Here is a 24,230-nt window from a genome sequence, read left to right as displayed (position 1 = left end):
GCGTGGGCGGCGGCGCTGAAGACCGGCTTGTCACCGTCTCCTCCCGACGCGGGCGAAGGTGCTTTGGCAGACGGCGCGGATTCGGGCGCGGCCTGCTGATCGTCTTCCTTCTTTCCGTCGAAGCTCGGGAGCATCTTGGGGTCCGGGAGCGTGACGCCGCTGCTTTTGGTGAATAGGCCCATGGCTTATGTCCTCGGTGTGGCTACTGCAGTGTCCAATTCGGTGTCCGACTTGGCAGCGGGTTCAGGCGGCCTGTTTGGTGTCGGCCAGCGCGTTGATCGAGTTGGCGAACTGACGCAGTGACTGTGAAATCTCGCTACGCGGCGCACGCAGCACCACCGGCTCGCCATAGTTGATCGCGGCGATCGCGTTCTTGAAGTCGTTGGGCACCATCCAGGCGATCTCCAACCCCAGGGCCTTCTCGACCTCACGCGGATTGATGTCCCAGCCCTTTTTCACATAGCGGTTCACGACGACCTTGATCTTGCTGCTTTCGACGCCCATGCGGCGGAGCGTGCCTACGAAACGTTCCGCGTTACGCGCACTAGGCACGTTGAGCTGCATCACGATCACGTTCATGTCGGCCAACTGGATCGTCGTCGAATAAACCGGGTCGATGCTCATCACCGAGTCGACCACGGTGTAGTCGAACATGCGGCCGAGCAGGTTCATCAGCTTGTTGATGCCGGCCTGGTTGATCCGTTGGGTGTCCTCGGGGAGGTCGGGGCGCGGCAGGATGTTCAGGCCGCTGTTCTCGTGAACCCACAGGGCACGATCGAGCACTTGCGGATCGACCTGCTGGGCATTGTCCATCACATCGGCGAGGTTGTAGCGCGGCTCGGCGTCGAAGGCCGAGGCACAGCCGCCACGAACCAAGTCCATGTCGACGAGGCACGCCTTGCCCTGTTCGGCGAGGCTCGCCGCGATGTTGCACGCAACGGTGGTGCTACCACAGCCGCCGATCGTCGGGATGACCTGAATGATCTTGCCCTTGCGGCCGACGTTGTGAACCTTGGCGACACGCTCAAGGCTCGCGCCGAACTTCTGTTCCTGGATTGGCAGCGGAACGAACTCGCGGAAGCCGTGGGCCATCGCGTCCATCAGCAACTGAGGATCGAGCACCTGGCTCATCACGAAGAACGCCACGCCGGGGTACTTACCCGGCAGGTCGCTGATCGTGTGGAGCATGTCCGCCGCGTTGGGATCGAGGTTGACGATCGCAAGCTGCGGGGCTTCAGACCGTGCGAGGTAAGTGTCGAGGTGCTCGACACTGTCGAGTTGCTGGGCGACGTTGACGCCGAGCCCGTTGAGGAACTCGCACAGTTCGACGCGGTTTTCGGCGTCGGAGTCCACGATGATGGCGGAGAGCTGAATGAACATGGTTTGTCCTATTGGCCGGTCATTTGCCGGCGGATTGCTGCGTGTCTAACTACTTGCGTGCGTGGATGGGTGGGCGTGCTTATTTTTCGCTGAAGCCGATGAACCCGATGAAGCGCGGCCCGGTGGGCAGCTCGCGTTGCGTGGTCGCCGAGAATGGCGTCGGCTCGGCGGCGTCTTTTGCGGTGGCGGGTTCGATGACCATGGGTGCAGCCGTCTCGCGACGGGGCTGATCGTCGATCGCCTCGGTGCTCTGCTCGATCGCTTCTTCCACCTCGGCCGGTGCTTCGAGCTTCGCGTCTTCGGCGGCGGGCACGGTGTCGGTCTCGACGGCCTGGTCTTCAACCATGACGTCTTCGTCTTCCTTGACCGCGATCACTTCGGTGACGTCGGGTTCTGCTTCGCCTTCGTTGGCCAGCACGGTTTCGGTATCGCTTACTTCACCATCGACGACGGGCTCGACCACCGGTGCCGGCTCGGGTTTGTTGGAGATGTCCTCACCGAACTCGCCGAACCCGAAGAGTTCAAGATCATCCGGGTGCCGCCAGCGATCGCCGGGGACTTCCGGTGTCACGTCCGGGTTCATCCCTTCAACGAGCGTCGGCGTGACCATCACGACTAGCTCGGTCTCGGCACGCTCGTAGCGAACCGAACGGAACAGTGCACCGACGATCGGAAGTTCGCCCAGGCCCGGCACGGACGAGCGGTTCGCGGTGACCCGGCTCTCGAGCAGCCCGCCGATCATCAGCGTCTGGCCCGGGGCGAGTTCGACCGTGGTCGAGTTTTCCTTGGTGTTCAGGGCCGGGATCTGCAGGCCGGCGATCGTGACCGCTCGGGCAAAGTCGAGGTCGCTGGAACGTGTGTCGAGCTTGAGACGGATACGCCCGTCGCCGAGCACGGTCGGCACGTAGTCGAGCCGCACACCGAACTCTTTGTATTCGATCGTAATCGTTTCTTCCTGCGGCACAGGGACGGGGATTTCGCCACCGGCGAGCATCGTGCCCTTCTGGCCGCTCATGACGGTGACGTTCGGCTCGCTGAGCATCCGCAGAAGGTTGGCCTCCTTGAGCGCGTTGACGAAGCCGAAGAACGGATCGCCATCGATGCTGCCGGTGGCGAAAGCCTGCACGCCCGGCGAACTGCCCAGCGGCGTGATGATCGAACCGCCGGCCTGGCCGATCGGGGCGATTGCGCCGATGTTGCTGCCGAAGATCGTCGGTCCGTCCTGGAAGCCGAAGTTGATGCCCAACTCGCGTGACATGTCACGGCTGACCTCGGCGAACCGAACGCGAAGCATCACGGTCTGTCCGCCACCGATTTCGAGCAGGTTCACGACTTCATCGGCGAACGTACTGGCGACTTCGAGGATCTGCTCGGCGGTGTCGATGTCCGACACGCGGCCCTGCAAGGCGATCGTGTTACCGACCGGCGTGATGCTGATGTCTTCGTTCGGAAACGCCACGAGCATCGCATCCCGAAGTGCGGCAAAGTCCGGCTCCACCGCGAGCTGGATCATCTCGCTCTGATCGTCCTCGTCCCACAGGATGAGCTGCGTGTGGCCGGTGGCCTTGGCGGTGACGAGCAGGGAGTCGACGCCCAGCGGATTGACCTCGGCGATGTCGGGCGAGCCGACGCTCACGCGGGTGAACGGCCGGTTGGTCGTGATGACCTGCGAACCGGCGACGGGCATACGCACATCCCCCCGCTCGGAGAGGCCTTCGCGGACGAAACTGTCAGTGGCTCCGTCGATGTCGGCCAGCGGGGCCGGCTCGATCTCTTCGGTGGCCTCGGCGACCTTGATGGGCGCGGGTGTTTCGATCACGACGGGCGTCGGAACAGGCTCGGCCAGCGGTTCGGCGTCCGCGACGATGTCGGTCAGCGACACGGTCGATAGTTCGATCTGATCGATCGGCTTCTCGAAACCGTCGGCCTCGACAACCTCATACGGGTCGACGATCTCCTCGAACGTCTCGGCTTCCGCGACAGGCGTGGGCGCGGCGATCGCGGTAGCGACGGCGTCGCGGACGAACCGCGGGGCACCGATCGCCGTTTCGTCGGTCGTGTCGGCGGGGATATCGATGGGAGCTGCGATCGCGGCGACCTCGTTGGTCGGCTCATCGCTCACTTCGCTCTGGAGCATCGCGGTCTCGGCCAGGAAGTCCGGCGACGCCGACAGCGCATCGGCCGGGCCGTTGAACATGCTGTGGGCCGCGAGGCCGATCAGGCCGACCGCACCGGCCGCCATCAGAATGGCCGGCACAACCTTGCGCGTCTGGGTGTTGTCTTGGTTCAGGTTGCTCATCGTTTTGTCCCGTGAGGGTGTCAGTCGTATTTGGGTCAGCGCCGGCAAGCCGCACGGCGCAAGGGGTGGGCGACGGAGCACCCGATTAGTCGGTCAGTTCCTCGAAGCCGGTGTGATCGCCGGCGATCACCGGTGTTTGCTCGTCCCGTTCTTCGTTGTTCCACATCCAGGTCCAAAAACTGCCAGGGGTCTTGGGCGTGACCGGCTCAACCTCACCGGCGGCAGGCGTGGCTTCGGTCTCGGCGTCCGCTTTCTTCTCGCGGACCGGCACGGTGATCCGGGTCTCGACGCCGCCGCGAATGACGGTGATTTGGCGTGTCTTCGGCTCGGGGGCAACGTCGGCGAACATGTCCGCATCGCCCTGGGCGTCGAAGTCACGCTCGGCGAACGGGTCGTTGTCGGCACCGACGCCGGCAAAGCCGAGCTCGTCGCCGAAGTCGCTCTGACCGCGAAGGTCGTTAAGCGTAAAGGCCGGAATCTCGATCGGCTCACCGTCGTTCATGGGCCGCAGCACCAGGCGGGCTTTGGCACTGCGGAAGGCCAGTTCCAACACCTGCGCTTCTTCGGTGGTCACTTCCAGCGTCGCGGTCGGCGTCTGCAGTTCCTGAGGCTCGGTGCCTTCGCCATTCTCGGCGAGGTGTCGGCTGGTCTGCCGGCCGATCGCGATGACCTTCACGTCCTTCACGAACGTGCGGCTGATGTCGGGCAACTCGCCCGAGCCGAACACGGTGCCGACCACGTCGACGCGGCTCTCGGGCATCAGCACACCGCTCTTGGCGATTTCGTCGTCAATCTTCACGACGACCGCGCGGGTGCCGGGCGAAAGCAGCGCGGCGATACCGGCGGGGCTTTCGGGGTCCGCAGTCTGGTCGGCGAGGACGGTCTGCCCTTCGCCGTAGCTGACCAGTGCGATACGCTTGGCGACCTCGCTCGGATCGGCGAACGCGCCCGGGGCGACGTTCTCGATCTCGACGCGCGAAACTCGCAAGGCGTCGGGCGTGATGCGCGTGCCGGCCGGGATGGGCCGGACGGTCACGACGATGTCGGCGTACTGGGGTGCTTCGACCTCGGGAGCCGCCGCTGGGGCGCTCGCGAGGTTCAGGGCCATGAAGGCCGCGACCAAGCCGAGCACGACGGCCAGTATCAGGGGTAACCAGATCTTGAGATTCATGTCTATCCTCGGTCTTGTCTGAGGTCGTTTCGATGCACTGCCTCCGGAGCGCTCGCCGGGCACGGGCCGCAACGAAAACACATCCGTTTCCAACATCTGCGTCGGCGATACGCCTGTACCGGTTGAGACGGCCGTCCCCGACAAATCGAAATTCCCGGCACCCGCCCCAGCCCAGTGCTGCAGGGGGAATCTCGACGTTTCTCGGACGTTGGCATTTTGAAGAAATGGACCCGCGACAACGCGAACAGCCCGACACTCACGTGTCGGGCCGTCGGCTCCTCCCAAAATGTTGATGGCCGTCGGAGATGCGTCCCAGGCGTCAGCCCTCTTTCCGCATAACCGTGCTGCCGTGAACCTTCGACGGGAGTATCGCGCCGTACGCGAAGCTGCCGAGCTTCACGAGCGAGGCGTCCTGCCAGTTGATATCGACCTCGACCGCGACGGACGAACCGGCAGAGGCCGACTCGGCGGCAGTCACCGTGCCACTGCCGTCGTGGATCTTCACGGTGTAGTTGATGTTCTTGAGAGACGCGTTATCCATGGCTTGGGCGATGGCGGCGTTGACGTCGGTGTTGGTTCCGCCATCGACCGCACCGGCGCGGGCGCCCTGGCGGGCCGCGCCTTGGACAGAGTGGTGGACGTAGAAGAAATAGCCGTACTCGATGATCCCGAAGGTCAGTGCCGCGAGCAGCGGCAGGACCAGTGCTGTTTCGAGCACACTAACGCCGCGTTTGCGTTGGCGGCGTTGTTGTTTGAGCTTCCTGAACATGGGTCAGTCCTTTGAGTGTCCGAAACCTGTCATACAAACAACGGCCAGGCCAGGCCGGTGAGCACGGCCAATAACACGGGCACGGCGTACGGCAGCGGCTTATCCACGCTGCGGCTGGTCTCGGCGGTGGCGACGTGGTTGCCCAGATCGGCGACGTGGTCGACGCCGATCTTGCGGACGTTGATCAGCTGTCCGATGAGCAGCGCGGTGTTCTTGAACAGACGCCCGAGCGTGCCGGCCCTGGCGGACTGGGCGAGAATGATCACGAGGCCGAAGATCGCGCTGATGCAAAAAACACTCAACACGCCCAGCGGCCCGAACCATGCGCCGACGCCGGCGAGAAGTTTGACGTCCCCCCCACCCACGGCACGAACGACGAACGCGGGAAAGGTGAGCCCGAAGCCGAGCAGCAACCCAAGCCATGCCGAGCCGAAGCCGGCGAGCCCGCCGTGCCAGAACGAGTGTCCCAACCCGCCGAGCAGCAGGATCGCGACCAGTGCGTTGGGAATGCGTCGGGACCGAATGTCGGTCACCGCCGCGTAGGCCAATAGCGCGAGCATCGGCACCAGCGTGATCAACGGGGCGTCGGTCGGGGGAGATGTGAGCCAGTCGAGGTTCATGGTGTTGGACTCGGCGGTCTATTCGGGAGCACCGGTGGCGAACTCTTCCTGGGCGGCTTTCCACATCTTCGCCGGCGCGGCCGAGAAGGTCAGCAATACCGCGATCGAAGCAACGATCAACAGACCGACGACCATCGCGTACTCCAGAACTTCGCCGCCGTGGTCTTCATGTACCAATCGCTCGAGAGAACTCAGCATTTCTACTCCGTTTTTGACGAATGCTCCCCATGGCTGACATCGGTTGGTTGCGGCGGGCGCTGAACCTTGCTTGGCGGAAAGGCCAGGCCGGTAAATGCCACCGCACCGCGATCAAGCGGTGCGGGGCGTGAATCGAGTTGGCAACGAAAGAGCCAGACTCTGGTTGGTCGGTCGCCCGCTTAGGAGCTGGCCGAGGTGAAGTCGGTGTTGATCTTCGTCCAAGTCGCCTTGACCTGCTTACCGACCAGACCAATGACGGCGATGGCGGCGACAACGATCAGACCGGCGATCAGAGCGTACTCGAGCATCTCGCCGCCCTGCTCGTCCTTGACAAGACGATCGAACTGGTTCTTCAAAGTCTTCATGATGACTCTCCCGATGGTGTCCTTGGGCCGAATAGCGTTGCCACGTTGCCGGCTCCGCGGACGTTTATGTCTTTCCCCTGCCGACAACCGCCGGAGCATTTTCGCCGGGCAACTCATCGGCCCCAGGGACAAACGCTTATTGCGCCAAACCGATCCGCTCGGACCGATCCGCCCCGAAACGATCGGGGTTGCATTTCCAACATCGACTTCGAATTGGGTCAGCTTGATTGCAAGCCAACAGGTTCTCCCGCTCACGACGAACGCGCACACGAACTGCTGACCTGCAAGCCCGATTAGGGAAGCTCAGGCCGGTTTTCGCGCGAAACAACCCTGGAAAACAGTGCGTTATCGGGCGGTGAGAAAATCAGTACGCCACGAACTTCGCACCCGGCACGCACACGACGTTGACTATCATGCCGGTCTCGATCTGCCCGCTGTTGAGGTCGATCGCGTCGGCCGTTCGGGGCAGTTCGACGATGACCGTGCAGCCCGCATGCAGCACCAACGTCCGGTCATCACCGGCGATGACGCGGCCCTGCACCGTGCGTGGCTCGCCGACGATCGGGGCGATGAAGTTTCCGCCGCTGGGCACGCTGTACATCTTGCGAGCCTTCACCTGCACCGCGCCCTTGAGCAGCTTGGCGGTCGCGCCGTCGAAGCCGGCCGCGTCGAGGTGAAACTTGTACGTCGTGCCGCTGGGTGCGAACACCAGCGTGTCGCCGTCGACCGAGAGCACCTTGCCCTTGGTGCCGTGATCACGGGCGAACTCGGGGATGGCGGCGTTGGCGGTGGAGGTCTCGGGCATGGCCGATGATCGTTGCCGTTCGACGCAGGGAATCAAGCGGGGAATCAAGCGGGGAATCACGCCGACGCCGGTTCCCCGGACGTGCGAAAACACTACCCTGCCCACCATGTCCCGCGTACGCAAAGCCGTCATCACCGCCGCCGGCCGTGGAACCCGCCAGTACCCGGCCACCTCGGCGGTTCAGAAAGAGATGCTGAGTCTGGTCGACCGCGACGGGCTGACCAAGCCGACGCTCCAACTCATCATTGAGGAGTGCGTCGAATCCGGCATTGAGGAGATCTGCATCGTCTGCAGCCCAGGCGGCGACGAGGCACTACGCAACTACTTCAAACGTCTCGACGACAAGGACGTCCGCGCGTATCGCGGCAAGGACTGGGCCATCCTCGAATCCGAACGCCTCGGCAGTCTCGGCGAGCGGCTCTCCTACGTCATCCAGCACGACCCGCAGGGCTTTGGCCATGCCGTATATCAAGCCAAGGACTTCGTCGGCGACGACCCGTTCGTCTTGCTGCTGGGCGACCACGTCTACATTTCCGACGTGCAGGACCGCTGCGTGCTGCAGCTGGTGAAGGTGTTCGAGAAGTACGGCCTCGACGCGGTGACCGGCGTGCAGCCGACGCTTGAAAAACAGCTACACCTGTTCGGCACGATCAAGGGGAACCCCGTCGACCAGGACGCGGGCATCTACAAGGCCGAGTTGATCATCGAAAAGCCCAGCATCGAGGAAGCCCGCGCGAAACTCACGACGCCGGGCCTACAGGCGGGCAACTACCTGTGCCACTTCGGTATCCACATCTTTTCCCCGGCGATTATGGACTCGTTGGGCTACCACATCGACAACGACCTCCGCGACGGCGGCGAAATCCAGCTCACCTCCAGCCAGGAACACCTCCGCGCCAACTGCGGCAAGTACTGGGCCGTCATCAACCAGGGCCAGCGCTACGACACCGGAATCCCTCTGGGATTGATGGAGACGCAACTCGGCCTGGCACTGTCCGGAAAACACCGCCAGGAGATGTGCGAATCCATCGCACGGATCCTCGCGACCCAGCAGCGCGTGTGAGCTTTCAGTTCCGACCGCATTTTGCGATGGCGCGAACACATCGACGCCCGCCCGCGTACAACATGATGGCGAATGGCGTAAAGGTGGTGACACGCCGCAGTAATCGCCGGTAACTGCAAAACTCGTCGCGGTATTGGACGCTTGTGGTTGATGCGGAGCATCCCATGAAAATTTTAAGCCATCACATTTCGGGACAGTCGGGTAACGAGAAGCCGTTGCGGTCGGGACAGGGACTGGCGACGAGCCAAGCGCTCAATCCCGGGCTCGCCCAGAGCATCGTGGCCAGCCCGGCGGTCAACGCCAAGCGTCGTGCGTTCCACGACGGCGAGACGATCGTCGACACTCACGAGCCGGCGGACGAAGTGTTCCTCATCCACCGCGGACAAGTTCGGCTCTACCACGACATCTCGCATACCGAGCAAGCGCGGCCGGAGCAGGGTCTGGCCGACACCCCCACCGGGCTCCGCGGCGAGCGGCTCGTGTCCATTCTCGGCCCGGACGATTGGTTCGGGTTCGCCGCCGTCGCCGGCAAACCGCAGGCAGAACTCCGCGCCGTGACCCACGGCCCGGCCGTGGTGAGCAGCATCGACGTCAATCGCTTGCTCGCGGCGCTGGCCGATGAGCCGGCGGCGTTGCTTGCGTTTACCCGCGACCTCGCGGCCAAGCTCGAAGACGCCTGTACCGAAGCCACGAGCTTGATGTTCGACGACTGTCACCGCCGGCTCGTTCGCAAGCTGCTCACGCTGAGCAAAACGTCTGCCGCCACCGCGTTCTCCGACGGCACGATCGAACTACGCGTCACGCACCACCAGATCGCACAGGCGATCGGCGTCGCGCGTGAATCGGTTAGCCTGTGCCTCGGCGAGCTGCGGACGAGAAACGTGCTGACCACCGGCCGGAATCGCGTGACCTTCGCACCCAGCGATCTCGCCGCCCTGCTGTGATTGGATTGCCTTAACTACGCCGCGTCGGCACGGGGCATGGTGAAGTCTGGCCCGGCGATGCAATCACGGCCGGCCGCCTTGGCGCGGTACAGCGCCTCATCCGCCGCGGCGATCAGCGCCTCGGGTGTCGACACCCCGCTGCCCGCCACGTCGGCGATGCCGATGCTCATCGTCAGGCCCACCTCGCGGGCCAAGGCTTGGCCGCTGCGGTTCCAGAACGAGTTACGCAACCGCTGCATGATCCCCGCCGTCGTCTGTGCGTCGGCCTTCGGGAACAAGAGAACGAACTCGTCGCCGCCGTACCGACTCGCGACATCCATGGTTCGCAGCACCTCGGCGATCGTCTTGCCGGCCAGCACGATCATGTCGTCGCCGACCTGATGGCCGAGCGTGTCGTTGATCGATTTGAAGTGGTCGAGGTCGAGCATCACCGCGCTGAGATTGCTCGGATAACGCTGGCACTCGGCGAAGAGTTGGTTGAGGTGTTTTTCGAAGTTCCGGCGGTTGTACAACCCGGTCAACGGATCGGTCGCGGCCTCCTGCTCGGCACGCTGGACGTCGCTTTGCAACTGCGACAACGCCTGCCGGTGAACGGTTTCGCGCTCACGCAACATCTGCGTCATCGCGAGGCTTTTCTGCACGACGAGCGGGACGGTGTCGATGTAGTCGGGCGTCTTGACAACGTAGTCGGTCGCACCGTTGCGGATCGCGCTGGTGGCGATGTCGACGGCATTCTCGCCGGTGACCATGATGACGGGCGTCGAGCAGGTCGCGCGGATATCGGCGAGCATCTCCAGCCCGGTCCCGTCGGGCAGGTTGTAGTCGGTGAGGATCAGGTCGAAGGCCTGGAAATCATGTCCGAGCGCGTCCTTGCGGCAAACCGCGCTGATGACGCAGCCCTCGCCGAGACTGTCCTCGAGCGTCTCGGTCATCAGCTCCAGCTGGTCCGGATCATCCTCGATGACCAGGAGCCTGGCGAGCCGGTCGGGTTGTTCAGGTGCAGTGGGCACGGGGTGGGATCTCCGATACAAAGTCCGATCGAATCACGAGCAAGACAAACGCCTGCTCAGCCGTCAGTGCCGGTCCTGGCCGGCCGACGGTGAACTTGTAGCCAGTACCCCACGGACTGGCGGACCATGTCGATAAACGTCGCCCCATCGCTGGGCTTGACGGTATAGCTGTTGGCACCGAGCTCCGCGGCGGCATTGATCCGCTCGGCATCGTCGACGCCGGTCATCATCACGACCGGAACATGATGCAAACGCGGGTCGGACTTGATCCGCTCGAGCGTCTCCAGCCCGTCCATCCGCGGCATTTCGAGGTCGAGGAAAATCAGATCCGGCGGCGCACCGCGCCGCAAGACTGCCAACGCATCCGCGCCGTTCTCCGCCTCGGTCGCGTCAAAGTTCACGCCGGTCTCATCGAGCGCATCGCGCACGAGCATGCGGCAGTCCGGGTCGTCGTCGATCAACATGATCCGAACCGGCGGCTTACCAAATTCAACAGTCTTCCTGGACATAAAGCACCTTTGATTTGGGGCAGCGTTCCCAACGGGGTCTTCAAGCTGCATCGGCCGATACGCTGGCCGGGTTGATCGGGGCAGCGTCGGACGTGGGCTGTTTGGCCAGCCCGGCCTCGACGTACTTCGCGTTGATGGTGAACCGGAACGTTGTCCCCTTGCCCAGTTCGGACTCGGCCCAGATCGTTCCGTTGTACGTTTCGACAATGCTCTTGACGCTGGCAAGTCCCACGCCCTTGCCCTGCGCGTCACCGTGATTGGACGCGCGCCGGAAGACGTAGAACACCTTGTCGATATCTTCGGCGGCGATGCCCTTGCCGGTGTCACGGACGAAGAACTCGGCCTCGTTGGGCCGCACGACGCAGCCGACAGAGATGGTCTTGTGAACCACGCCGTTGTCGTCAAGCGAGCCGTCGCCCATGTACTTGATGGCGTTGTCGATGAGGTTCTGGAGCACCTGCCGGATGCGCGGGCGTTCGCAGCGGACCTTGGGAAGCGCGGTCGCCAGCGAGACCTCGATGTGCTTCTCGCGCAGGTCGCTCTCGAACATGCCCCGCAGGTCCCAGACCATTTGCTCGAGATTCACCAACTCCATTTCCGCGAAGTCGGTCTGGCGTGTCTTGATGCGGGACAGTTCGAGCAACTCGTTGATGAGGTCCATCTCGTGCTCGACGTTCTTTTCGATCCGATCGAGGCGGTGGAGTGTGTCGTCGCTGAGCGTGTCACCGGCCTTGCGGCGAAGCATCGTGACCATGCCCGCGATGTTGCGGAGCGGCGCGTTGAGGTCGTGGCTGATGGCACGGAGAAAGTCTTCCTTCTCCGCAATTTCCCCCGCAAGGCGACCGTTGGCCGTTTCGAGCTGGGTCGTCCGGTGCGCGATGCGTGTTTCCAGTTCGCGGTTGACCTGGGCGAGTTCACTGTTGACTCGCTGGACCGACTGGCGTTGCCGCTCGATCTCGTCGGCCATGTGCTGGAACGAGCGCCCAAGGTCACCGAGGATGTCGGTGCGACGCAGGTCGAACGTGTCGACGCTTTCGCCTTGGGCGATCTTGCGACTGGCCCGCTCGAACGCCGCCAGAGGGCGCGACGTCTGCCGCACGAACAAGCTGATCAAGACCTGGCCCAGCGCACAGCACGCGAGGCCGAGAACGATGAGACGGGCTTCGATTTTCTCCAACGCCGCGTCGTGGCCGGCGGTGTCGAGGCCGACCGTGATCGTGCCCATCGGCGAGGTCTCACCACGGTCGGGGAGCAGGACGACCGACGTCCCATGTACCACGTTTTCGTAGTCCGCCACGGAGGCCGAAGCGACCGGGCGGTTGTTGCTGTCGATGAGTCGAATGAAGCCGACGCCGGCGGGTGCGGACGCGCTGTGAAGGATATCGTTGATGCGATCGACGTCGCCCGCGGCAAGGGGCTCGCTCACGGCCAACGCGACGGCTTCCGCGCTTTGCCGGGCTTGGTGAGCGAGCATCGCGTCGAGCTGTCGGCCGGCCTCCCAACGGATGCCGAAGCCGCACAACGACACCGTGAGCAACAGCACCCCCGTGGTCGCGAGCATGAGCTTGCCACCGAGTCCGATACTGCGGAACACCGGCGCTAGCGCACGACGCACGAGCGACTCCTGGTCCCAATCACGTTTTGCCCACTTACTTCGTCGAGCCACAAACTTCGCATCGGCGTGATCCGAAGCGGAGTTAATGTCACCTCACGCGGATCTGGATGGGGGTGGCCTGCTCGAACGTGCCGGGCAGGACGAAGAGCACCGTCCCGTCCGGCAATCGCGTGTGCTGGGCCGATAACGCCCCGGCGAACGTCACGATCACCTCGCCGGGGGGCAGCCCGGTCATTTCGAACGCCGGGTCGGTGATCGGTCGGCGCGGCTCGAGCATCAGCGCCGCGCGTGGCTCATTGACGACCAGCACGAACGCGCCCCGGCCGTCATCGAACCCGTCGCCGTCGATGTCGGTCGGGCTTGTGCGAACCACGCGGACGTCCGGACCAACGATCTTGCCGGGAGTCGGCAGTTGGCGACCGAGCGTGTAGCGCTGGCCGTTGCGATACACCGTTTCACCGCCGGCACGGAATCGCAGGTCGTTGGCCTCGACCACGGGCTCAACGCCGATCAGGTCGATACCGCCCGCGTTACGGACCAGGCCTCGCTGGGCGACGGTCCAGCCGTTGTCGTGGAGGTCGCGTTGGTTGTCGACGAGCATAAGTTCATCGGCGGTCCCGTCGAAGGTCAGTCGCAGTAGCAAGCCACCGCTGCGGTCGATGCCCATGTCGCGAAGCGGCTGGAGGTCCACCGCGATCGGCTGCCAGAGATCGGCACGCAGGTCGAGCTTGGAAGAACTCACCGGCGAGCCGTCGTGCAAAAGCGTGAGCGTGACCGGGCCGTCGAACCGCGGGCGAACGTACCACGCGAGGAGTTGCCAAATGCCCGGCACCGCGCCGACCTGGTCGCCGCCGGGCCAGAGATTGCCGAGCGGCACGCTCAACTCGCCGTCGACCGCGAACCCGTATTGGCCGCCAAATGCATCGCCGTAGGTGCGTTCGCTGCGCGTGAAAAACTGGTCGCTTTGCATCTCCGCGTCGAGGAGCGTGAAGTACCGCTCATCGGCAAATACGTTGTCGGGCTTGGCGATCGCGAGCACACCACCACCGCCGAGATTGACGGCGTTCTCGCTACAACCGAACGACATGCCCAACGTCGCTAGCGCGACCGCGATGATCCATCGCATGACGCTTGGATCGTTCCTCGGTCGCAGCGCAAGTCAATCGCTTGCCAACCAATCACGGCGGCCCATAACCGGATCACTTGCGTAGCGAATCGGCGTACTTGCTGATGTGATCAGGCACCGGGTAGTGCCGCATGAGAAAGTCCCGCAACTGCCCCCGCTCGGCGAGCAGCATGCTCACCGGCTCGGCGAAATGGCGGGTGGAGAAGTTGAGCCCGCGCACGAGGTTGTCCGCGTCGGTCGCGACGTTGAGGTGGCCGCTATCGCGGTTCATGGGGACGATGCCGAACTGCCACGCCTGCCGGCGGTTGATGAGCCGCAGACACTGCTCGTCGGCCTCGATTTGTTTCAGGTCGCACTCGCCGGCGATGAGTTTGTACTGCTGAATCCACGCGTCCTCGATTGCCAGCGCGTCGATGCCGTACAGCCGTTCGGCCAGATCGCCGAAAGGCCGACCGCCCCGCCGCTGGACGTCGAGGATGTGGGCGACCTGCTCGTCGGTGAGCAAGCCACGCTCCACCAGCAACTCCCCGATGGGCATGCCGCGATTCTGCTCGTCGACGGTGTGGCTGGGAGCGGGTTCGAGTTCGAGGGGGCCGTTGGTATTGAATTGCATCATCGTCTCCGTGCGACGGCTGGCGTGAGTGCCAGCCCTGTCGCTACGACGACTATCGGCCCGAACAGGTAGCCGCTTTGGTCGGCCACTGACGACGCGTTACTTCTCGTGTTCGAGCGACGCCTTCAGGGCCCGGCGCCAAGCCAGGAGTTGGCCTTTGTGGTCGGCGAGGTGATGGACGAGCATGTATGCGACGGCATGACCGACGGTCGGCCAAAACTCACGCATGCCTTCATGCGGCATCTCAGCGCCAAGATCGGCGGCCTCGATTGCCTCGACCGTGATCTCCGCGGCCTGTTTGCGGAGCACATCAACCACGTCGGCATCGGGCGGGTACTCGGTGCGGTCCATCGAGGGCATCGAACCGTTGCCGGTGTTCTCGCCCCAAGCCTCGGGACAAAGGCCGTCCTTGCCGAGGAATCCGAGCAGCATCCCGTTGCCCATCGCACAGTGCGGCAGTGTCCACGCCGGATGGTTTCGCACACCGCCGGGTTGCGAGGCCCAGTGCTCGCGATCGACCGACTCGGCGATCTCGATCATCTTCTCGGTGGTGTACTTGAACTGTTCGACGAGGTGGGCGGTGGGGATCATTCGCGAAGCTTAGCGACGTGGACTCGGAAAAAGACTGTCCACTTTTGCGGAAAAGCCGGGCAATATCTCGTAGCTGTCGACGGTGTCCTCTAAGCCGAGAATTTCCGGTGGTACCCCTCGACGATAAACCGTCAGTGTCTGTCGTGGACGGTCGAGAACCCAGACCATTTTGATGTCATATTCCAAGTAATCGTCAATCTTGTCCTGCACATCAGCAGTGCGTTCCGAGGGAGACCGAACCTCAATGGCCAAATCGGGTGGCCCCTCGATCTGGCCTTCGTTATCGACGTCATCAGGCGGGACGCGATCGAGCCGCAGGAAAGCCAAGTCCGGCAGCCGAACCACACTCGGCTCCCGATGAAGCACAAATGCCACCTCGGGCACGATCACACCAAGGTTTCGTTCTTCGACGAACGTGTCGAGCAACTTACCCAACGACAGTTGACTTCGCCCGTGGCATAGTCGGGTGGGGCCATCTCGATCACTTTTCCATCAACGAGTTCCCGTTTCCCAGCACCGGGTTTTGTCGGTAGAGCCACAAACTCTTCGACGGTCAAACGCTCAACCCGCGGTGAAGGGGAGTCAATGGATGAGGTTGGCTGGGCCGTCACGGATGCCATTGGACGATTGTAACACTCTAATCGCATCCGGCGGAAGCTCCCGTTGGTCGCCGCTCACTCGCCCGCTTCGAGGATGGCGAGGAAGGCTCCCTGCGGAATGTCGACGCTGCCGACGCGCTTCATGCGCTTTTTGCCTTCCTTCTGTTTCTCCAGCAGCTTGCGTTTACGAGAGACGTCGCCGCCGTAGCACTTGGCGGTGACGTTCTTGCCGACGGACTTGATGGTCTCGCGGGCGATGATCTTGCCGCCGATGGCGGCCTGGAGGGGGATCTCGAAGAGGTGGCGGTCGATCTCGCCCTTGAGTTTGACCAGCAGCTTGCGGCCGCGCTGCTCCGCGTTCGAGCGGTGGCAGATCATGGACAAGGCATCAACGCGGTCGCCGTTGACGAGGATATCGACGCGAACGAGGTTGCCGGCGCGGAAGCCGATGACTTCGTAGTCCATCGTCCCGTAGCCGCTGGTGGCGGATTTGAGCCGGTCGTAGAAGTCGTAGATGACTTCGGCGAGCGGGATCTCGTAGGTGAGGATCACGCGCTCGGTGCCGACGTACTCGGTCTTCTTGTACTCGCCGCGTCGGTCGTCGCAGAGCTTCATGATCGCACCGACGCCGTTGGCCGGGGTCATGATCGCCATGCGGATGAACGGCTCGCGGATCTCTTCGATGTGCGACGGGTCGGGCAACTGCGACGGGGCGTCGATCGTAAAGACCTCGCCGTCGACCTTCTCGATTTCGTAAGTGACCGTCGGAGCGGTCTGGACGACCTCGATGTTGAACTCGCGTTCGAGGCGTTCCTGGATGATCTCCATGTGGAGCAGGCCGAGGAAGCCGCAGCGGAAGCCGAAGCCCAACGCGTCGGACGACTCGGGGCTGAACGAGAAGGACGAGTCGTTGAGCACGAGCCGGTCCATGGCGTCGCGAAGTTCGTCGTACTGAGTCCGACCACCGGGGTAGAAGTCGCAGAACACCATCTGGCTCACCGGCTCGTACCCGGGCAGCGCTTCGGGAGCGGGGTTGTCGGCGTCGGTGATGGTGTCACCGATGCGGACGTCGCCGAGCTCCTTGATGTTGGCCACGACGTAGCCGACCTCACCGGTCTTGAGCGCGTCGATGTCGGTCCGCTTGGGCGTGTGTCGGCCGAGCGACGACACGACATATTCGCGTTCGCCCTGGCCCATGAACTTGATCTTTTGGCCCTTGCGGATTTCGCCATCGACGACCCGGATGTAAGCGACCACGCCGCGGTAGTCGTCGTAAAGCGAATCGAAGATCAGCGCCCGCAGCGGCTGGTCGGCCTTTCCGGACGGGCCGGGAAGTTGGGTGCAGAGGCGATCGATCAGTTCATCGATGCCTTGGCCGGTCTTGGCGGAAACGTAGATGCACTCGGTCGCGTCGATGCCCAGCACCTGTTCGAGCTCTTCGGCCATGTGCTCCGGGCGGGCACTGGGCAGATCGATCTTGTTGATCACCGGGATGATCTCGAGATCGGCCTCGATCGCGGCGTATGCGTTCGCGACAGTTTGTGCCTGCACCCCCTGAGCCGCATCGACGACGAGAATCGCCCCTTCGCACGCCTGCAGGGCTTTCTGGACCTCGTAATGGAAGTCGACGTGGCCTGGCGTGTCGATGAAGTTGAGCAGGAAATTTTCACCGTTGTGCTGGTGATTGATGGAGACGGCGGACGCCTTGATCGTGATGCCGCGTTCGCGCTCAAGATCCATGTCGTCAAGGGTTTGCGCACGGAACTCGCGCTCGGTGATGGCCCCGGCACGCATGAGCAAGCGGTCCGATAGGGTGGACTTGCCGTGGTCGATGTGGGCGACGATGGAGAAGTTTCGGATGGGCATACGGATGTGAAATCGGCCTTTGGAGCCGATCCGTTGCGATAGTAGCGCCACCGACGATCCGTCGCTTTTCACCCCGGCATTAGGCGGAATATGAAAATCCGGCTAGATTTTCGATGCCAAAGTAGCAAGATATGCCGATCTTGCCGAGGTGCATGTTCAGACCGGTCCGGCCGGGTGTTCCGTTTGTCGGCGTTCCCAGCCCAAACCAAGGCGACCCGCTCCACGCCGACACTGACCGCCCCCGACAACCGCAAACCGCGCCTGATCACACAAGACAACTGCGACCCGTGCCACCGGCACGAACTCAAACGGGACACCAACCCACTACACCGCGCGTGTGCGGGACACGGACCCATGCCCCTGAAGGAGACCCATTCCATGCGGAATCTTAAATCCAACACCCTTTTCGCCGCGGCACTCGCCGCCACTCTCGGCCTCACGGCCTCGACGTTCGCCCAAGACGCCACCCTCACCCCTGATTAAAGCGACGGCCCCAACACCGGCGGCCTTTCGTTGAGCTGGGGCGTCGACGTCACCACCGACTACTACTTCCGTGGTATCTTCCAGGAAAACGCCGGTGTCATCATCCAGCCCTACGCCGATGTCACCATCGACCTGCTCGAAACCGACCAGGGCGACCTGACGGCCACTCTCGGTATCTGGAACAGCTTCCACGAGGAGCAGACCGGTGCCGGCCCCGGTGAAGGTGCCGACTTCTGGTACGAGGCCGACCTGTTCGCCTCGTTCGACCTGGCCATCTCCGATTCCACGAGCGTCGGTGTCATCTACACCGCCTACACCTCCCCGAACGGCGCCTTCAGCACCGTTCAGGAAATCGGCGTGTACGGTTCATACGGAAACTCGGTCGAAGTCGCCGGGATTGCCCTCGATTACGAAGCTCACGCCGGCATCTACTTCGAAGTGGACAACGGTGCCGACGGCTTCGAGGAAGGCATCTACGCCGAGATCGGCTTCACGCCCAGCACGCCCGTGACCGTGTTCGACACGGAAGTGACGATGAGCCTGCCGATGGTCATCGGCCTGTCGGTCGATGACTACTACGAGCAGGCCGAGGCTGGCGGTGGGACCGACGACGACACCGTCGGTTACATCCAGGTCGGGCTCTTCGGCGAAGTGCCGATCGACGCCATCCCGGACCGTTACGGTGAATACTCGTTCGCCGCTGGTGTGACCCTGTTGTGGCTCAACGACCACACCCAGGACATCAACTCCGGCCAAGACCACGAGGTCATCGGCACGATCGGTATCTCCGGCACTTACTAAGCCGACCGGATTTCCGAATCTAAAGCAACACGGGGCGTGACCTTAGCGGGTCACGCCCCGTTTCAATTGCGAGTTGCCGAACCTGTCCGGGACACGAGCGATCACAACGCTTCGGACGATCGAACAACTCGGCGCTTCTCATCATCGATTACCGGACCAAACGGACACGGGCGCGCGAAATTCTGGCGGAATAAAGGAGTTGGGACTTGAATCTTTGCAACAACCGCCCCACACTCGTCCCCGAACCAACCGGCCCGCTGCTCACACAGGGCCAACAATCACGGGCTTCCATTGCCCCGCAGCCGGACGCTGCCGCCTTCGCCAATCAGACGTCTCGATGCCATCCCAAGATGGCTGCGCGCCGGCTGACGATCATCTGTACCACAACCCGAGACGATTTTGGCCGATCCCGGCACATGCGAATCGTCTCCGGTTTCTCGGCCCGAAGGCACACGGCCGCCTCACCCCACCGCGTTCGCCTTACATCTTCAATTCCCCGCCCCCGCGGCGGCGGTCGACCCAATCAGCCAAACCGGCTTGCCCAACCGACACGCCGCGCTTGAGGACCCCGCAGATGCTTTCGATTCAGAACAAAACACCCCGCCGTCGTCGAGACAAGAAAGGCTTCACCGGCCTGAGTCTCGCTCTGCTCGCCTTGGTCGCCGTCATCGGCCTTGCAACGACGCCAACCATGGCTCAGGACAAGCCAGACGCCTCACCCGAGGTCGAGCCCCTGGTCGAAGCCTTGACCGAAAGAGTCGCGGCCACGGTACTGCCGTCGGGCGGCGCGGTCGAGATGGTCTACGCCGGTGACGATGATGATGGTAATCCGCAGTTCGTCTCGCCCGGTCAGTACCGCGCCAACAACATCTGGGTGCTGATCGCCGCAGCTTTGGTCTTTATCATGCACCTTGGTTTCGGTTGCGTCGAGACGGGCCTCACCCGTGCGAAGAACTCGGTCAACGTGTTGACCAAGAACCTCTGGATCATCTGCACTGGTGTGCTACTGTACTGGGTTTGGGGCTTCAACGCCCACTACCCGAGCGACTGGGTGATCGACGGCATCCTTGCACTGCCGTTCCCCGCGCCATGGCTTGATCCGACCGGCGACGGGGCCGTGACTGCTTCCTACTACGGCGGCAGTTACACGATCTACACCGACTTCATTTTCCAGGCGATGTTCGCCGCCACCGCCGCGACGATCGTCTCGGGTGCCGTGGCCGAACGCATCAAGCTCCCGGCCTTCATGATCTTCGCCGTCGTGTTCGTCGGCTTTGGTTACCCGTTCGTCGGTAGCTGGCACTGGGGTGGCGGCGGCCTCGGCTCGCTGCCCACCGGCGCGTTCTACGACTTCGCCGGCTCGTCCGTCGTCCACGCCTTCGGCGGTTGGGGCGCTCTCGCGGGCGTCATCCTGCTCGGACCCCGCCTTGGCAAGTACGGCTCCGACGGTTCGATCAAAGGTATCCCCGGCCACAACCTGCCATTGGTCAACGTCGGCGTGTTCCTGCTGTTCCTCGGCTGGTTCGGCTTCAACGGCGGCTCGGTCCTCTCGGCCGATGAAGCCGGCGTGTCGTTCGTGTTTGTCACCACCGCCTTGGCCGGCTTCGCCGGTGGCATGGTCGCGCTGCTGACCTCGTGGGGTGCGATCGGCAAGCCCGACCTCACCATGGGTCTCAACGGCATGCTCGCGGGGCTGGTCGGTATCACCGCCGGTGCGGACTCGATCTCGCCGGGCTGGTCCATCGTCGTCGGCGGTATCGCTGGCGTGCTCGTGGTCGTGTCCGTCCTTGGCTTCGACCGCATCAAGATCGACGACCCCGTCGGTGCCATCAGCGTCCACGGCGTCTGCGGCGTCTGGGGCACCCTCGCCGTGGGCATCTTCTCGTCCAACCCCGATCACAGCTTCGTATCGCAGTTGATCGGTACGGTCCTCGTCTCGGTCACCGCGTTCCTCATCGCTTTCGCGATCTTCGGCATCCTGAAGGTTGCCGGCGGCATCCGCGTCTCCGAGGAAGAAGAAGTCGAAGGCCTCGACCTCGGCGAACACGGCATGGGCGCGTATCACACGCTCACGCCCGGCAGCTAAACGATCCCCACGATCGTTGCTCGAACCCGAACGTGGGTCGGCTTCACGCCGACCCACGTTCTTTTGTTGACGCCTCACCTACCCTCTGCCCGCATGCGGTTCCTCATTGCCACTTTTGGCTCCCACGGCGACGTGCATCCGTTCGTCGGCCTGGCACAAACCCTCCAAAGCCGTGGGCATTCGGCAACGTTGGTCACCGCGACGCCGTTCGTCGAGTTGGCCCGAGAAGCGGGCGTCGATGCGGTCGGCGTCGGCACTGACGAAGACTTTCACAAGTTCACCGCCGACCCCGACGTCTGGCACCCGCGCCGCGGCGGGCTGCTCGTCCTCCGCGCGGTGCTGGACACGCTGCCCGACACGTACGAAGCGGTCGAGCAACGTATCGGTGCCGCTGACGTGGTGGTCGCATCAACCTTGGCACTCGGCGCGAAGCAAGCAGCGGAGCAACACGGCATTCCGTGCGCATCGGTCCATCTCCAGCCGACGGTGCTTTGGAGCGTCCACGCCCCGCCGCGCTTGCCGGGGGTGCCGGCGATCGTCAACCGCATGCCACGGTTCGTGCTCGAGCGCTTTTACGACGGCGCGGACAAGATGGTGCTGGACCCGAAGATCGCCCCGGAACTCAACGACTTCCGCGCCGGCATCGGCCTGCCACCGGTGGCACGGGTGATGAGCAAGTATGTCCACGAAGGCGCGTTATCGCTGGGCATGTGGCCCGATTGGTTCGCACCACCCCAAGCCGACTGGCCGACCAACGCGAAGCTCGCCGGCTTCCCGTTGTACGACGAAAAGGACGTCACACCGATGCCCGAGCACTTGCGGGAGTGGATCGACGACGACGATCCGCCGATCGCATTCACGCCTGGTAGCGCGATGCGGCACGGCCGACGGTTCTTTGACGTCGCGGTTCGTGCCTGCCAAAAGGCCGGCGTGCGTGGGCTTCTGCTCACACGCCATGCGGAGAACGTTGCCGACGATCTGCCGCCGGGAATGCTGCACGTGCCGTATGCACCGTTCAGCCAACTACTGCCAAGGTGTGCGGCACTGGTCCACCACGGCGGGATCGGGACGATGAGCCAGGCGTTGGCCGCGGGCATTCCGCAACTGGTGATGCCGATGGCCCACGATCAGTTCGACAACGCCGAGCGGATCGCCCGGCTGGGCGTGGGGGAGTGGACCAGCGTCCGCCGATTCCGGCCCGGGCGTGTCGGACGGCTGCTCCCACGGGTCATCACCAAGCAGCCGGCCGCGTCGGCGTTAGCGGAGCGGCTTGCCGGGGTCGACGGACTGACCCGAGCGGCCGAGCTGCTCGAAGCGATCGCCCAACCCGCGACCGAATCGGCCAACGGCGTTGCATGAACGGGCATTCCGGACGCGCAAGCCCTTTCCCATTGATGCCGACCGCCCCTTTCCCGTAGCGTGTGCGTAATGCAGGGCACCGTTGAACCCATGACTGCCTCCGGCGGCGGCTACGAACAGCCGACCGTGCGGCAGTTCACCATCTTCCTCGAAAACCGTGTCGGCAAGCTCACGCACATGCTCTCCTCGTTCGCCAAGGCCGGCCTGCGGGTCAACGCCTTGGCCGTCGAGGAATCCGCCGACACCGCCCTGGTCCGCGTCATCTGCTCCAACTGTGAAGTCGGTCGGCAATGCCTGCGGGACGGCGAGTTCAGCTTCACCGAGACCAACGTCCTCGCCATCGAGGTGCCGCGCGACGATTCGCAGCCGCTGATCTCGGTCTGCACGGCCCTGCTCGGGGCCGAGATCAACATCCACTACGCCTACCCGCTGCTCCGCGCCAAGAGCGAGCCGGCGATGGCGTTGTACGTCGACGACATCACCCTCGCCTGCCGCGTTCTCATTCGACGGCAGTTCAAAATCCTCGGCGAGACGGACTTGCAGTAAGGCTCGCCGGCTTGAAGCCGAGGGAGCAGATTCGCGGTGCATCGAAGGAAGAAGCGCTAGAACGTTTGACGGGCGGACCTAGCCGACCGACCATTTCGGTGTCTGGTTTCGCATTCGGCATTTTCCACGACCCCACCCCCGGCCGACCGACGCATGGCCCGGCGAAAGGCATTCTCAACATGAAACACGTCAAACGAACTCTCGCCGTCCGTGCCCTGGGCTTCGCCGCCGGGCTCCTTGTCACCGGGGCCGCAGCGTTGGCCCAGCAGGTCAACCTTCAGGTCAACGTCCCCGCCGGCACGACCTACCAGTTCCAGAGCCAGGAATCGGTCGATCTGAACATGCAGATGATGATGCAGGGCATGCCGCCCCAGCAGATGCAACAGCAGATCGCGTCACGGACCGGCGGCTCGCTCAAGGTGCTCGAATCCCAAAATGGCAAGCCTTCCAAAGTCGAAGTCACCTTCGACGCCCAGTCCGGAGGACAGGTTCAGGGGCCGATGGGCAACCAGCAAATCCCCTTCGCCCTCGCCGGCCAAACCGTCACCGCGACGATCGACCCACAAGGCAACGTCTCGCTTCAACCGGCCGGCAACGCCGACCCGGCCACCATGCAGGCGATCTCCCAGATCGTGACCGTCGACGAAGAGCTCTTCCCCGGCCGACCCGTCGGCCCCGGTGACAGCTGGCAGGTCAACGCCGCCGATCTGCTCGACGCCGCGGGCGCACAGGGCTCGGTCAATGTCCGCTTCGACGGCGTGCAAAACCTCGCCGGCCGACAGGTCGCGGTCCTGCAAACCCAAACCCAGATGCAGGGCATGGACCAAGGCATGCAGACGCGTGTCGAGATGGCCGGCCCCGTGCTCGTCGACCTTGAGACCGGGCTGGTCGTCAAAGTCGATCTTCAGGGACAGATGAACCTCTCGGGCCAGCAGCAGCAACAGGGCATGGTCGCCAACGTCGAAGGCACCGGCCAGATGCGCACCGGTGCCCAGATTACCAATCTGCAAACCGGAGCCGGCGGCGGACTGGGTGGCGGCGGGTTTGGTGACGGTGGGCTAGGCGGCGGTGGAATGGGTGGCGACCTGGGCGGTGGCGGTAACGTGCCCCAACCGCCGGCCAACAACGCCATCGGCACGTACGCCGGCGACGGCCTTACCTTCGTCATCAACCCCGATCAGTCCGTGAGCATCGACCTCAACGGCCAGAAGTTCCAGGGCCAACTCCAGCAGTTCGACGGCCAGAACTACCGCGGCCAGTTCAACGCGGCCGGCAGCATGTTCGACTTTTCCGGCACCATCAACGGCAACAACGCCACCTTCACCACCGGCCAAACCACCTACAACCTCACCAAACAGGGCGGCGGTGGTGGCGGCGGCAACAACCCGCTCGGATAGTCCACCCTTGCGGAT

The 24,230-nt window shown here is 63.6% G+C and carries 23 protein-coding genes and 1 pseudogene; 8 read left to right on the top strand and 16 right to left on the bottom strand.

The genetic code is table 11. The features are described from left to right. Positions 1 to 243 precede the first annotated feature (243 nt). From AAGD32_04330 to AAGD32_04295, 8 genes are all read right to left on the bottom strand, one after another. Positions 244 to 1,380 (bottom strand): AAA family ATPase, encoded by a 1,137-nt coding sequence (locus AAGD32_04330; protein ID MEM8873467.1) that lies wholly within the window; start codon positions 1,378 to 1,380, stop codon positions 244 to 246. Positions 1,381 to 1,459: 79 nt separating this feature from the next. Then, positions 1,460 to 3,679: a pilus assembly protein N-terminal domain-containing protein gene (locus AAGD32_04325; protein ID MEM8873466.1), complete on the bottom strand. Its 2,220-nt coding sequence runs from the start codon at positions 3,677 to 3,679 to the stop codon at positions 1,460 to 1,462. A gap of 85 nt (positions 3,680 to 3,764) precedes the next feature. After that, on the bottom strand, positions 3,765 to 4,850 hold the full coding sequence (gene cpaB / locus AAGD32_04320; protein ID MEM8873465.1) for a Flp pilus assembly protein CpaB: 1,086 nt from the start codon (positions 4,848 to 4,850) through the stop codon (positions 3,765 to 3,767). A gap of 319 nt (positions 4,851 to 5,169) precedes the next feature. Then, entirely contained in the window at positions 5,170 to 5,619 is a 450-nt protein-coding gene (locus tag AAGD32_04315; GenBank protein ID MEM8873464.1) for a TadE/TadG family type IV pilus assembly protein, read from the bottom strand. Between the two features lie 29 nt (positions 5,620 to 5,648). Further along, on the bottom strand, positions 5,649 to 6,239 hold the full coding sequence (locus AAGD32_04310; protein ID MEM8873463.1) for an A24 family peptidase: 591 nt from the start codon (positions 6,237 to 6,239) through the stop codon (positions 5,649 to 5,651). 18 nt (positions 6,240 to 6,257) lie between these two features. Further along, the gene (locus AAGD32_04305) at positions 6,258 to 6,437 is read right to left on the bottom strand and encodes a hypothetical protein (protein MEM8873462.1); all 180 of its coding nucleotides are present in this window, start codon (positions 6,435 to 6,437) and stop codon (positions 6,258 to 6,260) included. A 179-nt stretch (positions 6,438 to 6,616) separates the two neighbouring features. Beyond that, complete coding sequence (locus AAGD32_04300; GenBank protein MEM8873461.1) at positions 6,617 to 6,802, bottom strand: Flp family type IVb pilin; 186 nt, start codon at positions 6,800 to 6,802, stop codon at positions 6,617 to 6,619. A gap of 364 nt (positions 6,803 to 7,166) precedes the next feature. Then, entirely contained in the window at positions 7,167 to 7,607 is a 441-nt protein-coding gene (locus AAGD32_04295) for a hypothetical protein (GenBank protein MEM8873460.1), read from the bottom strand. Between the two features lie 106 nt (positions 7,608 to 7,713). Between AAGD32_04295 and AAGD32_04290 the strand changes: the two genes are divergently transcribed. Both AAGD32_04290 and AAGD32_04285 read left to right on the top strand, forming a co-directional pair. Beyond that, positions 7,714 to 8,670, top strand: coding sequence for a sugar phosphate nucleotidyltransferase (locus tag AAGD32_04290; GenBank protein ID MEM8873459.1), 957 nt, complete (start codon positions 7,714 to 7,716; stop codon positions 8,668 to 8,670). Between the two features lie 164 nt (positions 8,671 to 8,834). Further along, positions 8,835 to 9,614 (top strand): Crp/Fnr family transcriptional regulator, encoded by a 780-nt coding sequence (locus AAGD32_04285; protein MEM8873458.1) that lies wholly within the window; start codon positions 8,835 to 8,837, stop codon positions 9,612 to 9,614. Between the two features lie 14 nt (positions 9,615 to 9,628). Here the strand turns inward: AAGD32_04285 and AAGD32_04280 are convergent, their stop codons facing one another. The 8 genes and pseudogenes from AAGD32_04280 to lepA all read right to left on the bottom strand — a co-directional run bounded on the left by AAGD32_04280 (position 9,629) and on the right by lepA (position 17,543). After that, positions 9,629 to 10,624, bottom strand: coding sequence for a diguanylate cyclase (locus AAGD32_04280; GenBank protein ID MEM8873457.1), 996 nt, complete (start codon positions 10,622 to 10,624; stop codon positions 9,629 to 9,631). Positions 10,625 to 10,680: 56 nt separating this feature from the next. Then, positions 10,681 to 11,133: a response regulator gene (locus AAGD32_04275; GenBank protein ID MEM8873456.1), complete on the bottom strand. Its 453-nt coding sequence runs from the start codon at positions 11,131 to 11,133 to the stop codon at positions 10,681 to 10,683. A gap of 40 nt (positions 11,134 to 11,173) precedes the next feature. Then, on the bottom strand, positions 11,174 to 12,748 hold the full coding sequence (locus AAGD32_04270) for a HAMP domain-containing sensor histidine kinase (GenBank protein MEM8873455.1): 1,575 nt from the start codon (positions 12,746 to 12,748) through the stop codon (positions 11,174 to 11,176). Positions 12,749 to 12,836: 88 nt separating this feature from the next. Continuing rightward, the gene (locus AAGD32_04265; GenBank protein MEM8873454.1) at positions 12,837 to 13,874 is read right to left on the bottom strand and encodes a hypothetical protein; all 1,038 of its coding nucleotides are present in this window, start codon (positions 13,872 to 13,874) and stop codon (positions 12,837 to 12,839) included. Positions 13,875 to 13,947: 73 nt separating this feature from the next. Next, positions 13,948 to 14,487, bottom strand: coding sequence for a hypothetical protein (locus AAGD32_04260; protein ID MEM8873453.1), 540 nt, complete (start codon positions 14,485 to 14,487; stop codon positions 13,948 to 13,950). Positions 14,488 to 14,586: 99 nt separating this feature from the next. Next, a complete protein-coding gene (locus tag AAGD32_04255; GenBank protein ID MEM8873452.1) occupies positions 14,587 to 15,078 on the bottom strand; it encodes a DinB family protein in 492 nt (163 codons plus the stop codon). A 9-nt stretch (positions 15,079 to 15,087) separates the two neighbouring features. Continuing rightward, positions 15,088 to 15,528: pseudogene (locus AAGD32_04250) on the bottom strand (Uma2 family endonuclease). Positions 15,529 to 15,752: 224 nt separating this feature from the next. Then, positions 15,753 to 17,543, bottom strand: a complete 1,791-nt coding sequence (gene lepA / locus AAGD32_04245) for a translation elongation factor 4 (protein ID MEM8873451.1) — start codon at positions 17,541 to 17,543, stop codon at positions 15,753 to 15,755. A 354-nt stretch (positions 17,544 to 17,897) separates the two neighbouring features. On the opposite strand from lepA, the gene AAGD32_04240 reads away from it, so the two are divergent. The 6 genes from AAGD32_04240 to AAGD32_04215 all read left to right on the top strand — a co-directional run bounded on the left by AAGD32_04240 (position 17,898) and on the right by AAGD32_04215 (position 24,215). Then, positions 17,898 to 18,026: a hypothetical protein gene (locus tag AAGD32_04240; protein ID MEM8873450.1), complete on the top strand. Its 129-nt coding sequence runs from the start codon at positions 17,898 to 17,900 to the stop codon at positions 18,024 to 18,026. Between the two features lie 30 nt (positions 18,027 to 18,056). Then, positions 18,057 to 18,827, top strand: coding sequence for a hypothetical protein (locus AAGD32_04235; GenBank protein ID MEM8873449.1), 771 nt, complete (start codon positions 18,057 to 18,059; stop codon positions 18,825 to 18,827). A 574-nt stretch (positions 18,828 to 19,401) separates the two neighbouring features. Next, the gene (locus AAGD32_04230) at positions 19,402 to 20,913 is read left to right on the top strand and encodes an ammonium transporter (GenBank protein ID MEM8873448.1); all 1,512 of its coding nucleotides are present in this window, start codon (positions 19,402 to 19,404) and stop codon (positions 20,911 to 20,913) included. Between the two features lie 93 nt (positions 20,914 to 21,006). Beyond that, a complete protein-coding gene (locus AAGD32_04225; protein ID MEM8873447.1) occupies positions 21,007 to 22,272 on the top strand; it encodes a glycosyltransferase in 1,266 nt (421 codons plus the stop codon). A 90-nt stretch (positions 22,273 to 22,362) separates the two neighbouring features. Next, positions 22,363 to 22,818 carry an acetolactate synthase gene (locus AAGD32_04220; protein MEM8873446.1) on the top strand — a complete coding sequence of 152 codons (456 nt, stop codon included), beginning with the start codon at positions 22,363 to 22,365 and terminating at the stop codon, positions 22,816 to 22,818. 98 nt (positions 22,819 to 22,916) lie between these two features. Beyond that, the gene (locus AAGD32_04215; GenBank protein ID MEM8873445.1) at positions 22,917 to 24,215 is read left to right on the top strand and encodes a hypothetical protein; all 1,299 of its coding nucleotides are present in this window, start codon (positions 22,917 to 22,919) and stop codon (positions 24,213 to 24,215) included. Positions 24,216 to 24,230 lie beyond the last annotated feature (15 nt).

Source organism: Planctomycetota bacterium (assembly GCA_039182125.1).
In the GTDB taxonomy this organism is placed as follows: domain Bacteria; phylum Planctomycetota; class Phycisphaerae; order Tepidisphaerales; family Tepidisphaeraceae; genus JBCDCH01.
Note: the sequence above shows the minus strand (reverse complement) of the source record. Positions and strands in the feature narration are given on the sequence as shown.

What these genes read in the sequence shown, in the direction of transcription:
- AAGD32_04330 (MEM8873467.1), bottom strand. Translation starts at nt 1,380, where the DNA reads ATGTTCATTCAGCTCTCCGCCATCATCGTGGACTCCGACGCCGAAAAC.
- AAGD32_04325 (MEM8873466.1), bottom strand. Translation starts at nt 3,679, where the DNA reads ATGAGCAACCTGAACCAAGACAACACCCAGACGCGCAAGGTTGTGCCG.
- cpaB (MEM8873465.1), bottom strand. Translation starts at nt 4,850, where the DNA reads ATGAATCTCAAGATCTGGTTACCCCTGATACTGGCCGTCGTGCTCGGC.
- AAGD32_04315 (MEM8873464.1), bottom strand. Translation starts at nt 5,619, where the DNA reads ATGTTCAGGAAGCTCAAACAACAACGCCGCCAACGCAAACGCGGCGTT.
- AAGD32_04310 (MEM8873463.1), bottom strand. Translation starts at nt 6,239, where the DNA reads ATGAACCTCGACTGGCTCACATCTCCCCCGACCGACGCCCCGTTGATC.
- AAGD32_04305 (MEM8873462.1), bottom strand. Translation starts at nt 6,437, where the DNA reads ATGCTGAGTTCTCTCGAGCGATTGGTACATGAAGACCACGGCGGCGAA.
- AAGD32_04300 (MEM8873461.1), bottom strand. Translation starts at nt 6,802, where the DNA reads ATGAAGACTTTGAAGAACCAGTTCGATCGTCTTGTCAAGGACGAGCAG.
- AAGD32_04295 (MEM8873460.1), bottom strand. Translation starts at nt 7,607, where the DNA reads ATGCCCGAGACCTCCACCGCCAACGCCGCCATCCCCGAGTTCGCCCGT.
- AAGD32_04290 (MEM8873459.1), top strand. Translation starts at nt 7,714, where the DNA reads ATGTCCCGCGTACGCAAAGCCGTCATCACCGCCGCCGGCCGTGGAACC.
- AAGD32_04285 (MEM8873458.1), top strand. Translation starts at nt 8,835, where the DNA reads ATGAAAATTTTAAGCCATCACATTTCGGGACAGTCGGGTAACGAGAAG.
- AAGD32_04275 (MEM8873456.1), bottom strand. Translation starts at nt 11,133, where the DNA reads ATGTCCAGGAAGACTGTTGAATTTGGTAAGCCGCCGGTTCGGATCATG.
- AAGD32_04265 (MEM8873454.1), bottom strand. Translation starts at nt 13,874, where the DNA reads ATGCGATGGATCATCGCGGTCGCGCTAGCGACGTTGGGCATGTCGTTC.
- AAGD32_04260 (MEM8873453.1), bottom strand. Translation starts at nt 14,487, where the DNA reads ATGCAATTCAATACCAACGGCCCCCTCGAACTCGAACCCGCTCCCAGC.
- AAGD32_04255 (MEM8873452.1), bottom strand. Translation starts at nt 15,078, where the DNA reads ATGATCCCCACCGCCCACCTCGTCGAACAGTTCAAGTACACCACCGAG.
- lepA (MEM8873451.1), bottom strand. Translation starts at nt 17,543, where the DNA reads ATGCCCATCCGAAACTTCTCCATCGTCGCCCACATCGACCACGGCAAG.
- AAGD32_04240 (MEM8873450.1), top strand. Translation starts at nt 17,898, where the DNA reads ATGCCCCTGAAGGAGACCCATTCCATGCGGAATCTTAAATCCAACACC.
- AAGD32_04230 (MEM8873448.1), top strand. Translation starts at nt 19,402, where the DNA reads ATGCTTTCGATTCAGAACAAAACACCCCGCCGTCGTCGAGACAAGAAA.
- AAGD32_04225 (MEM8873447.1), top strand. Translation starts at nt 21,007, where the DNA reads ATGCGGTTCCTCATTGCCACTTTTGGCTCCCACGGCGACGTGCATCCG.
- AAGD32_04220 (MEM8873446.1), top strand. Translation starts at nt 22,363, where the DNA reads ATGACTGCCTCCGGCGGCGGCTACGAACAGCCGACCGTGCGGCAGTTC.